14 protein-coding genes are annotated in these 15,065 nt (G+C 65.5%); 10 read left to right on the top strand and 4 right to left on the bottom strand.

What is annotated here, in order from left to right; genetic code table 11:
* Positions 1 to 489, bottom strand: a 489-nt coding sequence (locus D769_RS04450; RefSeq protein WP_040010882.1) for a DMT family transporter, incomplete at its 3' end; no start/stop codon positions are given.
* A gap of 252 nt (positions 490 to 741) precedes the next feature.
* Between D769_RS04450 and D769_RS04445 the strand changes: the two genes are divergently transcribed.
* From D769_RS04445 to D769_RS04425, 5 genes are all read left to right on the top strand, one after another.
* Complete coding sequence (locus D769_RS04445) at positions 742 to 1,494, top strand: SDR family NAD(P)-dependent oxidoreductase (RefSeq protein ID WP_008642479.1); 753 nt, start codon at positions 742 to 744, stop codon at positions 1,492 to 1,494.
* A gap of 4 nt (positions 1,495 to 1,498) precedes the next feature.
* Complete coding sequence (locus D769_RS04440; RefSeq protein ID WP_008642478.1) at positions 1,499 to 2,191, top strand: ABC transporter ATP-binding protein; 693 nt, start codon at positions 1,499 to 1,501, stop codon at positions 2,189 to 2,191.
* Positions 2,188 to 2,997, top strand: a complete 810-nt coding sequence (gene fetB / locus D769_RS04435) for an iron export ABC transporter permease subunit FetB (RefSeq protein WP_008642477.1) — start codon at positions 2,188 to 2,190, stop codon at positions 2,995 to 2,997. Before D769_RS04440 ends, fetB begins: the two co-directional genes overlap by 4 nt.
* Before the next feature lie 186 nt (positions 2,998 to 3,183).
* Complete coding sequence (locus D769_RS04430; RefSeq protein ID WP_008642476.1) at positions 3,184 to 4,038, top strand: formyltransferase family protein; 855 nt, start codon at positions 3,184 to 3,186, stop codon at positions 4,036 to 4,038.
* A 160-nt stretch (positions 4,039 to 4,198) separates the two neighbouring features.
* Positions 4,199 to 4,477 (top strand): DUF4148 domain-containing protein, encoded by a 279-nt coding sequence (locus D769_RS04425; protein WP_008642474.1) that lies wholly within the window; start codon positions 4,199 to 4,201, stop codon positions 4,475 to 4,477.
* 326 nt (positions 4,478 to 4,803) lie between these two features.
* Here the strand turns inward: D769_RS04425 and D769_RS04420 are convergent, their stop codons facing one another.
* Positions 4,804 to 5,103 carry a DUF1330 domain-containing protein gene (locus tag D769_RS04420; protein WP_008642472.1) on the bottom strand — a complete coding sequence of 100 codons (300 nt, stop codon included), beginning with the start codon at positions 5,101 to 5,103 and terminating at the stop codon, positions 4,804 to 4,806.
* Positions 5,104 to 5,131: 28 nt separating this feature from the next.
* Complete coding sequence (locus D769_RS04415; protein WP_008642468.1) at positions 5,132 to 5,569, bottom strand: Lrp/AsnC family transcriptional regulator; 438 nt, start codon at positions 5,567 to 5,569, stop codon at positions 5,132 to 5,134.
* 142 nt (positions 5,570 to 5,711) lie between these two features.
* Here D769_RS04415 and D769_RS04410 point away from each other — a divergent pair, with 142 nt between their 5' ends.
* On the top strand, positions 5,712 to 6,617 hold the full coding sequence (locus D769_RS04410) for a DMT family transporter (RefSeq protein ID WP_017513544.1): 906 nt from the start codon (positions 5,712 to 5,714) through the stop codon (positions 6,615 to 6,617).
* Positions 6,618 to 6,623: 6 nt separating this feature from the next.
* Here D769_RS04410 and D769_RS04405 read toward each other — a convergent pair whose 3' ends face one another.
* A complete protein-coding gene (locus tag D769_RS04405; RefSeq protein ID WP_008642464.1) occupies positions 6,624 to 7,931 on the bottom strand; it encodes a cation:proton antiporter in 1,308 nt (435 codons plus the stop codon).
* A 359-nt stretch (positions 7,932 to 8,290) separates the two neighbouring features.
* Between D769_RS04405 and D769_RS04400 the strand changes: the two genes are divergently transcribed.
* The 4 genes from D769_RS04400 to D769_RS04385 form a co-directional block, all read left to right on the top strand.
* The gene (locus D769_RS04400; RefSeq protein ID WP_008642462.1) at positions 8,291 to 9,004 is read left to right on the top strand and encodes a response regulator transcription factor; all 714 of its coding nucleotides are present in this window, start codon (positions 8,291 to 8,293) and stop codon (positions 9,002 to 9,004) included.
* Positions 9,001 to 11,031: an ATP-binding protein gene (locus D769_RS04395; protein WP_008642461.1), complete on the top strand. Its 2,031-nt coding sequence runs from the start codon at positions 9,001 to 9,003 to the stop codon at positions 11,029 to 11,031. The genes D769_RS04400 and D769_RS04395 overlap by 4 nt, the downstream gene beginning before the upstream one ends.
* Positions 11,032 to 11,230: 199 nt before the next feature.
* The gene (locus D769_RS04390; protein ID WP_008642460.1) at positions 11,231 to 12,043 is read left to right on the top strand and encodes a MetQ/NlpA family ABC transporter substrate-binding protein; all 813 of its coding nucleotides are present in this window, start codon (positions 11,231 to 11,233) and stop codon (positions 12,041 to 12,043) included.
* 528 nt (positions 12,044 to 12,571) lie between these two features.
* A partial coding sequence (locus tag D769_RS04385; protein ID WP_008642459.1) for an ExeM/NucH family extracellular endonuclease occupies positions 12,572 to 15,065 on the top strand: 2,494 nt, incomplete at its 3' end.

Here is a 15,065-nt window from a genome sequence, read left to right as displayed (position 1 = left end):
CAGCACCGTGCCAAGCGCCATCGACACCGCGCCGGCCAGCCCCGCCACCACGCCCACCGCATCGAGCGTCGCCTTCGGCGTCAATACCAGCAGCGCCACGCCTGCAAGACCGGCCAGGGCCGCCACGATCGCGGCCACGCGGATTGCCGACCCAAGCAATACGCGCGACAGCCCCAGCACGATCAACGGCTGGATGGCGCCAAGCGTCGCGGCCACGCCGCCCGGCAGGCGATACGCCGAGACGAACAACATGGCCCAGAAGAACGAGAAATTGAGCGCGCCAAGCACCAGCAGACGCGGCCACCAGCCCCGGCCCGGCCATTGGCGGCCAAGCAGCCACAGCAGGATGCCCGCCGGCAAGGCACGCAGCATCGCCACCGTCAGCGGATAGCCCTGCGGCAGCCAGTTCGTGGTCACCAGATAGGTGCTGCCCCAGATTGCGGGGGCAAGCGCGGTCAGCAGCAGGTCCGTCGTGCGGGTATGGGTCATGGTTTCCGGCAGGGATTCTGGCGTGGCGCGCGGCACGTGGCGCATATGGCTCGAAGCGTACTGGACAAACCGGTCGTCGGGTATCGGCGTGCGTTCAACACACTATTGACCATTCGTAATCAATCGGGGCGCGTCCGCAACGGGACACGCCTCCATCTGCCCATCGCGGGTCCGCTGTCTGGTGGAGACACCGCCCGAGCCGACGGTGTAGTATCCGTTGCCAGATTTGCTTCTACTCGTTGGAGAAACACCATGAACGTACTTGTCACCGGTGCCAGTGCCGGGTTCGGTGCCGCCATCGCACGACGCTTTGCCGCCGCGGGCCACCACATCATCGCCGCCGGCCGCCGCGCAGACCGGCTCGAGGCGCTGGCCGACGAAATCGGCCGTGACAAGGTCCTGCCCCTGATCCTGGACGTGCGCGACCGCGAGGCCGTGGCCAAGGCCATCGCAAGCCTGCCGGCCGATTTCGCGGAGATCGACCTGCTGGTCAACAACGCGGGCCTGGCGCTGGGTCTGGAAGCCGCTCAGGCTGCCGACCTCGACAACTGGGACAACATGGTCGACACCAACATCAAGGGCCTGATGTATGTGACGCGCGCGGTGCTGCCCGGCATGGTCGCGCGCAATCGCGGTCATGTGATCAACATCGGCTCGACGGCCGGGGCGTACGCCTATCCGGGCGGCAACGTCTATGGCGCGACCAAGGCATTTGTGCGCCAGTTCTCGCTGAACCTGCGCGCGGACCTGCAGGGCACGCGCGTGCGCGTCACCGACGTGGCGCCGGGCCTGGTAGGTGGCACCGAGTTCTCGTCGGTGCGTTTCGGCGGCGACGAGAACCGCGTGCAGAAGGTGTATGAAGGCGCCGATGCGCTGACACCCGACGATATCGCCGAGACCGTGTTCTGGGCCGGCACGCTGCCCGCGCGCGTCAACATCAACTTCGTGGAACTGATGCCGGTGACCCAGACCTTCGGTCCGCTCACGATTCACCGAGAGGGCTGATCGCATGGCCAATATGGCCGGGCCGGCGGCCGCGCTTCCGCATGACGGGCGGCCATCCGGAGACGACGCGCTCCACGTGGAAAACCTGCGCGGCCATGATCGCGGCCATGGTGGTGGACCTTACTCGCTGGTGATTCCCGCCGGCAAGTGCACGATCCTGTCGGGCCCGTCCGGCAGCGGCAAGAGCCTGCTGCTGCGCATGATCGCCGATCTCGATCCGAATACCGGCGATGTCCGCCTCGGTGCCGCCTCACGCAACGCGATAAGCGGCCCGGCATGGCGGCGACAGGTCATCTACGTGGCCGCCGACGCAGGATGGTGGGCCGATGACGTGAGCGCCCATTTCGACGATTTCGCGCACAACCGGCCCGAGCTCGATCGGTTGGCGCATCAGCTTGGCCTGCGCCCGGACATCCTGTCGGCACAGGTCAGCCAGCTTTCCACTGGCGAGCGGCAACGGCTGACGCTGATGCGCGCGCTGGCACGTCACCCCCGATTCCTGCTGCTCGACGAACCGACCTCCGCGCTGGACCAGGACACCACCCTTGCCGTGGAGGCGGTACTGCGCCGGGTCATGGCTGGCGGTGTCGGCCTGCTCATGGTGTCGCACAACCCGGCGCAAGCCGCACGCCTGCGTGACGCGCAGTACGTCATGAGTCCGTCGGGGCTGAAGACGCTGGAGATGCATTCCGCATGAGTCCGATCATCCTGACCACAGGCGACCTGGCGCTGGCCAGCCTGCTGATCATCCTGGGCGCGGGGCTGTCGGTGGCGACGTCACTGAACATCCACCGCACCTTGCTGTGGATGGCGCTCCGCATGGTCGTGCAGCTCTTGCTCGTGGGCCTGGTGCTGCGAACCGTGTTCGCGCTGTCATCGCCGTGGATCACGCTGCTGGTGTTGCTGCTGATGGTCGTGGCGGCCGCGCGCGAAGTTGGCAGCCGACAGCAACGGCGCCTGCGGGGCCCGTGGCAGTGGATGATCGGCCTGACCACGGTCAGCGTGCCGACGCTGACGATCACCGTGCTGGCGCTGACCACGGCGCTGCGTCCCTCGCCGTGGTACGACGCGCGCCACGCGATCCCGCTGGCCGGCATCATCCTCGGTAACGCCATGAGTTCGGCCAGCCTGACGTTGCACACGGCATTCAATGCGGCCTGGCTCCAGCGCGGCGCCATCGAGGCACGGATCGCCCTGGGTGACGACCGTCGCACGGCACTGGGCCCGATCCTGCGCCAGGCCGTGCGCAGCGGGATGCTGCCGACGCTGAACGTCATGGGCGCGGCCGGCATCATCACGCTGCCGGGCATCATGACCGGCCAGATCCTGGCTGGCATGGACCCGATCGACGCCGCCCGTTACCAGATCCTGCTGATGTTCCTGCTGGCGGGCGGCTGTCTGCTGGCCGCGTTCCTTGCCGCATGGCTCGCGGTATGGCGGCTGACCGACGAACGACACCGCCTGCGGCTCGATCGCCTGGACGCGCGCGGGTCCGACCACTGAGTCTTGTATCCGCCATGTACGCCAAGCCCGGGTTCGCGGATACCTGCGGTAATCTTGTGATTCCGGGCGCATACCAATGATTACGGCCCGTTAAATGCGGGGTAAACCGGTTCCTGCTTCGCGGATGCAGGCCCGATGCGGCAACTAGCATTCGGGCCTTGGCCATCAAGTAAGCAGGAGACCCGAATGCGTTTTGCCTTTGCCGGGTTCGACCTTTGGTGCGGTGTGTTCGATGCCTTCGTCGCGCAAGGCTGGCAGCCGCTGGCGTTGTTCACGATGCCCGTGGACAACCAGCATGACTTCAACGAGCAGGTGGTATCGCGGGCGCAATCGCTCGGCATTCCGGTGCACATGTCGCCGATCCGCACCGAGGACCTGCGCGCGCTGCGCGACCAGCAGTGCGAGGTACTGGTCGTGGCCGGGCACGGCTGGAAAATTCCCGACTGGACGCACGACCTGCATCACGCGATCAACTTTCATCCATCACCGCTGCCGGAAGGGCGCGGGCCTTACCCGCTGTTCCGCGCAGTCATGGAAGATCGCCGCGACTGGGCGGTGACATGTCATCGCGTGTCGCCCGCATTCGACGCAGGCGATATCCTCGCCGCGGAACCTGTCTTGCTGACGACGGACGAGTGCCATGAGACGTTGCAGTTGAAGCTGCAGCTTGCCGCACGCAAGCTGGCCACACGCGTGGCCAGCGACTTCCGCTCAATGTGGAATACCAGCCAGCCACAATCCGGCGGCAGCTACTGGCCGAAGCTGACCGATGCGGACCGCACGCTCGATTTCACGGGTCCGGTGGCCGAGATTCTGCGCCTCTGTCGGGCATTCGGACAGCACGAGTGCATCGCGCACGTCGGCGCCATCGCGCTGTATGTTCGTCATGCGGCGGGATGGCCCGAGACACACGACTACCTGCCGGGCACTGTCGTGCACCACTATCGGCGCAGCCTCGTGGTAGCGGCACGCGACGGCTTCATCGCACTGCTCGACTGGAGCGCATTGCCACCGCCGACCCGCGCGCTCAACGGGCGCTGAAGCACATGACGCACATGAGGCGCAGGCAGCGCCACCCCGCACATTGCGCACATGTCACCCCTGCGTCATGCCTGTGACCATGGCGCGGAAGCATTCTTGTCCCTGACAACAACCCGCCCGCGCAGCAGCACGGGCCATTGATGACAAGGAGGGCAAGACGATGCAAACCGCTTATCTGTTGATGCTGATTCCGGCGCTCGCGTCAGCCACTGCATTCGCCCAAGGCACACAGGGCACGAGCGATACCGGCAGCAAGCGCACCACCGCGCAGGTGAGACAGGAACTGATCGAGGCGAAGCATGATGGCACCTATGCGCGGGGCAACGCGGAGTTTCCGCCCAGCGAGCAAACTGTCAAGCGACACAAGGAGGAGCATGCCGCGGCCAAGCATCCGAACGAAGGCAAGCCAACGAAGCCGGATGCGCACGACATGAAGTAGCCCGTTGCAGGTTGCATGCCTGCGTGCGAAGTGGCAGGCAGGAATGCAACCGTCGATGATGGCGCGGGTTGCCCATTTCTTGAGCAGCCCAGCTCGAACGCCTGATTGCAGGCGGCCTGGCGCGGCGATGTCGATGTTATCCACAGTTTCTGTGGATAAGGCCGGAGGCCATTCGGCCGCGTTTACTCACCACCGTTTACTCACCACCGTTTACTCACCACCGTTTACCCACCACGTTTGCGCACGTATACGCACGCATACCCACCACACATCCGGCCTCGTTTCAAACCCAGCGAGGCCGCATTGCGTATACGCACCCGGCGTGCTCAGCCCTCTTCGCCGTAACCTTCGATCACCACGATGTCCGCCTGCGAGTGCGGCGATCGAACCGCCACCAGCGCCTGATATTCGGGCGAACGGTAGCACTCCAGTGCGCGCTGATAGCTCTCGAACTCGATCACGACGATGCGGTCCCGGCAATGACCCTCGACCACGGTCCGCTCGCCACCCCTTACCAGGAAGCGCGCGCCGTACTTGTCGAACACGGCCTTGTTGGCGGTGATGTACCCGCGATAGCCATCCATGTTGGCGATATCAACTGCGGCAATCCAGTATCCCTTGCGCATGATGTCTCCGAGTAATCCGGCAACCCGACTATAGCGGCGGCAACCGGCGCTTGACGGGCTGTGACTTCACGATGGCCGAACTCGTTTCGGCCAGGTCCGTAATTCTTTCGAGTATGTGATCGAGATGTTCGATCGAGCGCAGGTAGAGCCGGCCGATGAAGCAGTCATCGCCCGTCACCTTGTCACACTCGGCGAATTCCGGAATACCTTCGATCAATCGTTGCACCGCCTGCAGCTTGCCCGGCAGTGGCTTGATCCGCACGATGGCCTGCATCGAGAAGCCCAGTGTGCGGGGCTCGACATCGACTGTGAAGCCCCGGATGACGCCCCGGTCCTCCAACCTGCGCAGGCGCTCCGACGCGCCCGGCGCCGACAGCCCGATCTGCTCGGCCAGCGCCTTGACCGGCATTCGCGCGTCCTGCTGCAGCAGTGTCAGGATGCGACGGTCGATGTCATCGAGGGACATAAGGAATTTCCCGTCTTAGCTTTGGAAACGACGGAAATATAGTCCATTCGCCTGCAATCCGATATCCCCGAGCGCCGTCTTACCCCCTAGAATTCAAGCCCTGAATGCCAGAGAGGCCAAAGAGACTTGTGGAGGGAACGCGGTGGACAACAAGACACGCGGAATGATGGAGATGGTTGCGGCGATGGTGATCTCGGGCACCATCGGCTGGCTGGTGGTCATATCCGGGCGACCGGTCACCCAGGTGGTGTTCTGGCGCTGCGCGTTCGGCGCGCTCGTGCTGTTGCCGGTCTGCGCGGCCAAAGGCTATCTCCGTCCCGGCAGAATCAGCCGGCGGCAACTGGCGCTGGCCGTCGCTGGCGGCCTGGCCATCGTCGCCAACTGGCTGTTGCTGTTCTCGGCCTACTCCGGCGCGTCCATTTCCATCGCCACGGCGGTCTACAACACGCAGCCGTTCATGCTCGTTGGCCTTGGCGCGTTGTTCCTTGGCGAGCGCCTGACGCTCGCCAGGTTCGGATGGCTCGTGTTGGCGTTCGGCGGCATGCTGCTGATCGTGCGTGCGGGGCCCGATGCGGGCGCCATGGATGGGCGCTATCTCGTGGGGATCCTGCTGGCACTGGGCGCCGCGTTCTGCTACGCGCTGGCCGCGCTGATCGCCAAGAAGCTCAAGGATGTCCCGCCACATCTGATCGCGCTGATTCACGTGATCGTCGGCACGGTGACGCTGCTCCCGATGAGCCTGCAAGCGGACTGGCCCACCGGTGCGGCGACATGGACGACGCTGGTCACCCTCGGCTTCGTGCATACCGGCGTGATGTACATCCTGCTGTATGGCGCCATCCAGAAACTCTCCACCTCGCTGACTGGCGCGTTGTCGTTCATCTATCCGATCGTGGCCATCCTGGTGGACCGGCTCGCGTTCGGCCATCACCTGCACCCGTCGCAGATCGCCGGCGCCACGCTGATCCTGCTGGCCGCCGCGGGCATGACGATGGGATGGTCGTGGCGCAAGCGCCTGCCGTCGGCCGCGCGCAAGCCGTCCGCCTGACAGCGGTCAATCGACTTCAATGACGGCCGGCCTTCGTCCACCCGGCGTCGTGACGCCGAGCCAACGGGCGAAGAGCTTGAGCGTCAGCCCATTGAAGAACAGGTTCAGCAGCACGAAGCCCGCCGCCATGGCCGCCGCGAAATGGCGGGTGTCTGGCGCCAGGTCCTGATTCCGGGCCAGGCAGATGGCCAGCGTCAGCGTCACGGGGCCACGCACGCCACCCCAGGCAATCAACAACTGGTGCGAGATCGGCAACGGTTTGCAGATGCCTATCCGGCTCATCATCGGCATGCTCACGGACAAGATGCCGAACCGGCTCGCCACTGCCGCGACCAGCACAAGCAGCAGGATGACGATGTCGATCATGCGCAGGTCGTCGAGCAGCGACGGCACATGTGCCGTCGCCAGCAGCAGCACACCGGCGCTGGCAATGGTGGCCTGATAGAGCCACAACTGCCGAAACAGCTTGACGTGCGATGCGGGTCGCCGCGAAAGCATGATCCGCCCGACCACGAGCCCCGCGCACACCACCGCCGCCACGCCCGACACATGCAGCACGCGCTCCGCGAACGGATAGATCAGGTTAGGCAACGCGAGCGACAGCGCGTACTCGGCGAACGGCGGGCTGCGCATCACGCCGGACACGAACACGAACACCACGCCCACGAGCCAGCCCACCGCGCACCCCCCCAGCAGCGAGAGAAGAAACTGCGCCAGCGGAAAATGCGCGGCATCGTGTGTCGGCATCACGGAAATCACACCGGTCAGCAAGGTCGTGATCGCAATCGCGGCGGCATCGTTGAACAGGCTCTCGCCTTCGACCAGCCGAATCAGCCGCGCCGGCGCGCCACTGCTCTGGAACAGGCCGATGACCGTGGACGGATCGGTGGTGCTGACGATCGCACCGAGCAAGAGGCAGGCGATCAGCCCCTGCCCGCTGGTCAGGTAAGCCACCGCGCCGACGCTCAGCGTTGCCGCGACCACGGCGCCGATGGCCAGCAGCAGGATTGGGCCGAGGTCGGCGACGAACCCTGAACTGTCGACCTCGATTGCCGCCTGAAACAGGATTGGCGGCAGGAAGATCCAGAGATAGGCCTCGGGCGGCATGGCCGGCGCCAGGAACGGCGCGATGGTGTTGGCCGCGAATGCAGGCGCGACGTGCTCTAGCGCCACATAGCCGAAGCCGAAGGTAACGCCGGCGGCGGTCAGGATGATCGGGTCGGGCAATCGCACGCGCTGTGCGATGACATGGCAAATGGCGATGAGGAACAGCAGCACGCCGACTCGCGTAGTCAGTTCAATGGCAACGTCCAAGGTTGGGCTCCTGATGCGGATGGGGAGTTGGCTGAGGGCGCTGGCGGCTCTTCCGGCACTATTGCGGGACGAGCATTGAGTAGACCGGTTAGATGCACGGCTGGCGGCCAAGATTCTGCCGATTCGCGCAATTCCGCATTGCAGAGTGACGGCGGAGCCGTGCGGAGCCCCGCGCTGCAAGGCGGGGCGGGGTATTGCCTCCCACCGGTGACCGTATGCGATCCGCCACAACCCCTGCGTGGCATTGACCGTGCGGGTCGCCGTCGCTAGGATAGGCCGGCGCCAGCCCCTGCCTGGCCGGCGCGGCAAACGGCGCCGCAGGCCGGACTGCGCAACCGAAGTGGCCGATCGACCAGACCATGACCCACCAGCCCCCGGCGATGGACGCGGATATCCGCGTGATGCTTGTAGAAGACGACCCGGCCACCAGTGCCCGCCTGACTTCCGCGCTTGCCAGCGTGCCCGGCATCCATGTGATGGCAACCTGCCACAACCGCGTCAGCGCCTGCGAGTGGCTGACCGTCAATACGCCCGATGTAGTGCTGTGCGACCTGGGCCTGCCCGATGGCTCCGGCATTGATGTGATCCGCTTTGCCCGGCACCGGCACCCACACTGCGAGTGCATGGTCATCACCATGTTCGGTGACGAGGCCAATGTGCTGGCCAGCATCTCGGCCGGGGCCACCGGCTATCTGCTCAAGGACGCTTCCGACGAAGACCTGCGCGCTTCCGTGCGCGAACTTCGCGCGGGCGGCTCTCCGATGAGTCCCGTGATCGCCCGCCGCGTCATCAACCGGTTGCGCGATGCGAACATCCCTGCCCCGCGCGCCGTCCGTGCGGAACCGGCTACGCCGTTGTTACCAGAAGCCGCCGTTGCGCTCTCCGCGCGCGAGTCCGAGATTCTCGACCTCGTCGCGCGCGGCTACACCTATGCGGAAATCGCCCGGCACCTGTCGATCAGCGTGAATACGGTGGCGGCCCACATTCGCAACATCTACGGCAAGCTGGCCGTGAACTCGCGCTCCGAGGCGGTTTTCGAAGCCCACAAGCTTGGTCTGCTGAAATCCATGTGAGCCGCACGGTGATCGCGCGCCTCGCTTCCGCCCCGCGCTCCTCGCGATGGATCGCCTTGCTGTTCGGGTTCGTCACCCTGGCCGCGCTGATGCTGGCCGCGTGCTCGTCCGTCGGCGACGACAAGCACGAAGACAAGCGCGAAGACGCCACCAACGCCTCCACACAGATCTTCAGGCAAGCCGATGCCACATTCGGCGCGATCCACTGCAGCGGCGGCGCACACGCACACGCACACGACAACGCCGCTGGCAGCACTGGCTCGCCATCCGCACCGGTCTCGCTGCCGTACTACTGGGACCGCGAATTGCCGCGCCAGAGTGGCACGGCCACTTTCCGTATCCGCTTTCCCCATGAGGCTGGCGGCCGCGAAGGTCTGGGGTTCTACCTCGCACGCGCGGCCAACAGCTTCGAGATGCGTCTGAACGGCAAGCTGCTGGCCACTGCCGGCGACCTTTGCGCGCCGGCCCTGTATGGCGGACAGCGTCCGCTCCATGTGCCCGTGCCGCAGGCCATGCTGCAGCCCGACAACGAACTGTTGGTCACGATCTCCGCCCGGGCGGACGCGCGTGGCGGTCTGTCGGCGATCGAATTCGGGCCCGACAGCGTGACGCGCGCGCACTATGACCGCGCGCTCTGGTTCCGCGTGATCGGCCCGCTGGTGATTGCGGCTGTCAGCCTGGTGCTGGCCGGCATCTCGCTGATGATCTGGTGGCGCCAGCGCGATCCGCTGTTCGGGCTCTATGCGCTGGCGGAGATCGCCTGGGCCATCAGCCTGGCCGAGTTCTTCCTGACCGACGCGCCGCTACCGCGTGGTCTCTGGCAGGTCATCATCCTCTCCGGCCGCGCCGTCTTCATGCTGGCCACCGCGAAGTTCGCATTCATCGTCATCGACGTGCGCGCGCGCTGGCCGCGCTGGCTGGTCAACGGGTATCTGTGGCTCAAGCTGCCATTGATCCTGCTGATGGCCAGCGTACTCAGCATGCCCTACCTGAAGCTGGCCGACTGGGCGGTCAACGTGGTGATGGCCTGCTGCGTCGGCGGCGCGCTGGTGTGGTCGGCATGGCGTCGCCCCAATCGCGAGCGCATCGTGCTGGCCGGCGCGCTCGGGCTTGCCACGGCACTCACGCTGGCGGACTTTATCCGGATCACCATGATCGGCGACTTCTACTGGGAAACCGCCCTGACGAAGTACGTGTCGTTGCTGTTCAGTCTGGCGATGGCATGGCTGCTGGTGGAACGCTTCACCGGTACCAGCCGGATGCTGGCGGACCTCAACCGCGATCTGGATCGGAAGGTGGCGCAGAAGGAAGACGAACTGCGGCAGCTCTACGCCCGATCGCGCGAGATCGAACGCGAACAGGCCGCGATGAAGGAACGTGGCCGCATCATGCGCGACATGCACGATGGGCTCGGCAGCACGCTGGTTGGCGCCCTCAGTCTGGTGCGCTCGGGTCAGACCTCGTCGCCGGTCATGCAGAAGCACCTGCAGCAGGCCCTCGACGCGCTGAAGCTCTCGGTCGACGCGATGCAGGACACCGGTGGAGACCTGGCAGCCGTGCTCGGCACGCTGCGCTACCGCCTGCGTGAACGGCTCGAAGCGGCGGGCATGACAGTGGACTGGCAGGTGGACCGCCTGCCAGAACTGAAAGGACTCACGCCCCAGATCGTGCGTGAGTTGCAGTACCTGCTGCTCGAAGCGTTCTCGAACGCCATGCAATACGCGGCGGGCGGCGTGATCCGGGTCATCGCGCGCAGCCTGCCCGACGATGCCGACGATGCCGACGATGCCGACGATGCCGACGATGCCGACGCGATCGTCATCGAGATTCGCGACAGCGGACCGGGGTTCGATACCACGGCTGCGTCGCAAGGTCATGGATTGGCCAACATGCGCAGCCGCGCGGCCAGCATCGGCGGCGAACTGCAGATCGAATCGTCGCCCCACGGCACGGCCGTGCGCCTGCTGCTGCGTCCGGATCGCTGGACGGATACCGCCATGCCGCGGCCCGAGACAGACCCGGCCTGAATGGTCCCTGCGGCGCACGCTATCGCACGCACCGACACCCACACCGACACCCACACCGCCGTCCATATACGCCTGACGCATAAGCGTATGTCTGCTTGATCGTTCTCCCCGCGGCGGGTCGGCCATACAATGGCCCAACGCCATGGCACATGCCACGACGACATCCATCAAGAACAACAGGGCCAGAAGGGAGAAGACGATGAAGCTGGGCAAGGGACTACGTCTGTTCACCGCGCTGCTTGCGGTAACGGTGATGCAGGCTGCAGGAGCAGCGGACCCCGACAAGAAGGAGATCCGCTTCGGCGCCACCGCCGGCCCCTATGCCGACCAGATCCGCTACGGGGTCAAGCCAATCCTCGAACAGCAGGGCTACAAGGTCACCATCATCGAGTTCAGCGACTACGTCCAACCGAATCTGGCGCTGGCCGACGGCGCCATCGACGCCAATGCGTTCCAGCATGTGGTCTATCTGAAGAAATTCTCGAGCGACCGCAAGCTGGCGCTCTCCGAAATCGTCCAGGTTCCCACCGCGCCGATCGGCATCTATAGCCGCAAGCACAAGTCGCTGGCCGAGGTGAAGACCGGCGCCACCGTATCGCTGCCCAATGACCCCACCAACCTGGCGCGGGCCATCGCGATCCTGCAGCAGATCGGCTGGGTCACGCTCAAACCCGGCACTGATGCCGTGCGCGCCTCCGAGCGCGACATCGACGGCAACCCGCACAAGCTCAAGCTGATTCAACTGGAGGCAGCGCAGTTGCCGCGTTCGCTGGACGATGTGGACTATGCCTTCGTGAACGGAAATTTCGCGCTGGCTGCCGGCCTGAAACTCACCACCGCGCTGGCGCTTGAAAAGATTCCTGACTACTACATGAACCTGGTCGCCGTCAGGACCAGCGATCTGAACCGGCCTTATGTCGCGGACATCCGCGATGCCTATCGTTCACAGGCATTCAAGCAGGTCACGCAGCAACGTTTCGCGGGATTCGTTGCGCCGGCATATCAACGTTGATGTGGCACGTGTCGGGCTGGTCAGCCAGCCCGGCTCTTCAGGGATGCCTGGAGGCCGATCGTCAGGGATGACCTGCCGCTTTCGGCATCCAGAGACGATGACCCGGATGTTTTTCCCTTTGTCGTTACCTTCGGGGTCAGCCGGGCGGGGCTCGTACCGCCATATTCTGGAAGCGTTTTCGGACCTGCCCCATGACATGCCAAGGTTCAAGGACGAGGCACTGCGAACCGCGCCCGGCATCGTCGCCACGGATGGGCAGAAGTAACGCCGCCTTCTTGCCAACGGCCCGTGTCCGCCAGGCACGTAGCCATCTTCGCGTCACGCAACACAGGTAAAACGTCCCGGAGGATCAGGCCCTCGCCACCAGAAGGCGAGCCTGCGGATGGAAACAAGCGCGACCCGGCATAGCACCGGTCAAATGTATGCCAGCCAGTCATTGGCGCGTCATCGACGCCGCATAGCATCTCGCGCTTCGCAGTCCCCACAACACCCCGTGCCCAAGTCGCGCGATTCCATCCGAGCCAATCCATGCGTTTGCATTACACACTTCCAGCCGTGCTCCTCATGGCGCTACCCGCCCATGCCGAGCTGATCATCAGTGAGTACGTCGAGGGTACCTCGAACAACAAGGCCATCGAGATCTACAACCCCGATGCCACCGAGGCCGACCTGTCGCTCTACAAGATCGAGCAGTACAACAACGGCGTCACCGCGCCGAATGCCACATTCCAGCTCACCGGCAAGCTCGCGCCGGGGTCGGTCTACGTCCTGGCGCACAGCACGCTGGCCGCGGTGCTCGGCTCCAAGGTCAACCAGACCGCGACGTTCACGTTCAATGGCGACGACGCCCTCACGCTCACGCGCTCAGGTACCGTGGTGGACCATATCGGACAGGTCGGCTTCCAGCCCCCGTCAGGTTTCTGGGGTACGGCCACTGCCGGCACCAAGGACCACACGCTACGCCGCAAGGCTTCGGTGACGCAGGGCGACACGGATATCACCGCGGCCTTTGATCCGGCTGTGCAGTGGGATTCGTTCAACGTCGACGACTTCTCGGACCTGGGCCTGTACAACGGCGCGGGCACCGTCACGCCGCCGCCGGTCGCAGCAGTGTGTGGCGCGCCGGCGACACACCTCGCGGACGTCCAGGGCGCGACATCGACCTCGCCGCTGGCCGGCCAGAACGTCGAGATCGAGGCCGTGGTCACCGCCGACTACAGCGGCACCGGCGGTTTCAGCGGATTCTTCGTGCAGCAGCCCGACGCACAGCGCCGCAAGCTGCCCGGTGTCTCCGAAGGTATCTTCGTCTATGCGCCCGGCGTAACCGCGCGCGCCGGCGACCTGGTCCACCTGGTGGGCAAGGTCGAGGAGAAGTACGGCCAGACGCAACTGACGCTGGCTGCGAACGGCCTGGCCAGCTGCTCCAGCGGCAACAAGGTGACGGCAGTCGATGTCACGCTGCCGCTGGCTGACGCCAAGTCGCTGTCGGCCTATGAAGGGATGCTGGTGCGCCTGCCCCAGACGCTGACGGTCAGCGAAACCTACGAGCTTGGCCGCTATGGCAGCGTGCTGCTCAGCAACGGCCGCCTGCCACTGCCGACCAACGTGGCCCCGGCCGCGAACGGCGCCGCTGCGCAAGCTGCCGCCAACGCGCTCAATCGCCTGGTGCTGGACGACGGCTCGAATCTGCAGAACCCCGCCACTGTGCCCTACCCCGCCCCGGGCCTGTCCGCGGCCAATCCGGTGCGTGCCGGCTACACGGTCAGCGGCGTGCAGGGTGTGCTCGAGATCCGCTACAACGCCTGGCGCCTGCAGCCGGTACCGGGTGCCGCCGCCCCCGCGTTCAACGCCGCCAGCAATCCGCGCACGGGCGCGCCCACGCGCCATGCCCAGGCTGACGTGCGCGTGGCCTCGTTCAACGTGCTGAACTACTTCAACGGCGACGGCAAGGGCGCTGGCTTCGACGACCCGAACAACCGTGGCGCCAAGTCGCAAGCCGAGTTCGAACGGCAGGAAGCCAAGATCGTTGCCGCCATCCGCGCGATCGACGCCGATGTGGTCGGCCTGATGGAAATCGAGAACGACGGCTACGGCGACCTGAGCGCCATTCGCCGCCTGACGAGCCAGCTCGGCGCCGACTGGCGCTACGTCGATCCAGGCCTGCCCAAGCTGGGCGGCGACGCGATCACCGTGGCGATCATCTACAACAGCCGCAACGTGGAACCGGTGGGCGTGCCCGCCACGCTGGCCATCGACGACAAGAACCGCCAGCCGCTGGCCCGCACGTTCCGCCGCCTGGGCGGCACGCAGAACTTCACGGTGGTGGTGAACCACCTGAAGTCCAAGGGCTGCACCGGCGCCACCGGCAAGGACGCCGACCAGGGCGACGGCCAGAGCTGCTGGAACCCCACCCGCCTGCGCGCGGCGGGCCTGATCGCAGACTGGCTGGCTACCTCCCCGACCGGCGTGGCCGACGTGGGCAAGCTGCTGATCGGTGACCTCAACAGCTACGCCAAGGAAGATCCGGTACTGCTGTTCGCCGAAAAGGGTTACGCCGACATGGTGGCAAAGTTCGTAGGCAAGGATGCGTACAGCTACGTGTTCGGCGGTGAATCAGGCTACATCGACCACGCACTGGCCACTTCCGCACTGGCAGACCGCGTGCGTGCCGTGCATGAATGGCACATCAACGCAGACGAACCGATCGCGCTTGAATACTCGTTCGCGTACAAGAGCGCCGAGCAGCAACAGACGTTCTATGCGGCCGACCCTTACCGTTCGTCGGACCATGATCCGGTGCTGGTCGATCTGGCCCTGAACACGCAGTCGACCGGTGGTGGCACAGGCGGCAATGGTGGCTCGTCTGGCGGCACCTCGGGCACAGGTGGCACTGGTGGTACCAGCGGTACGGCGGGTTCCGGTGGCTCCAGCGGATCGGCCGATTCCGGCAACTCCGGCGCCGGCTCGATGGACCCGTTCACGTGGCTGACGCTGGCCGCTGGCGTGGCAGCGCTGGCACGCC

It is taken from the genome of Cupriavidus sp. HMR-1 (genome assembly GCF_000319775.1).
GTDB lineage: Bacteria > Pseudomonadota > Gammaproteobacteria > Burkholderiales > Burkholderiaceae > Cupriavidus > Cupriavidus metallidurans.
This window is presented reverse-complemented; position numbering and strand designations above follow the sequence as displayed.

Coding starts and splice junctions, on each gene's coding strand:
- D769_RS04445 (WP_008642479.1), top strand. CDS start 742: ATGAACGTACTTGTCACCGGTGCCAGTGCCGGGTTCGGTGCCGCCATC.
- D769_RS04400 (WP_008642462.1), top strand. CDS start 8,291: ATGACCCACCAGCCCCCGGCGATGGACGCGGATATCCGCGTGATGCTT.
- D769_RS04430 (WP_008642476.1), top strand. CDS start 3,184: ATGCGTTTTGCCTTTGCCGGGTTCGACCTTTGGTGCGGTGTGTTCGAT.
- D769_RS04420 (WP_008642472.1), bottom strand. CDS start 5,103: ATGCGCAAGGGATACTGGATTGCCGCAGTTGATATCGCCAACATGGAT.
- D769_RS04440 (WP_008642478.1), top strand. CDS start 1,499: ATGGCCAATATGGCCGGGCCGGCGGCCGCGCTTCCGCATGACGGGCGG.
- D769_RS04425 (WP_008642474.1), top strand. CDS start 4,199: ATGCAAACCGCTTATCTGTTGATGCTGATTCCGGCGCTCGCGTCAGCC.
- D769_RS04415 (WP_008642468.1), bottom strand. CDS start 5,569: ATGTCCCTCGATGACATCGACCGTCGCATCCTGACACTGCTGCAGCAG.
- fetB (WP_008642477.1), top strand. CDS start 2,188: ATGAGTCCGATCATCCTGACCACAGGCGACCTGGCGCTGGCCAGCCTG.
- D769_RS04390 (WP_008642460.1), top strand. CDS start 11,231: ATGAAGCTGGGCAAGGGACTACGTCTGTTCACCGCGCTGCTTGCGGTA.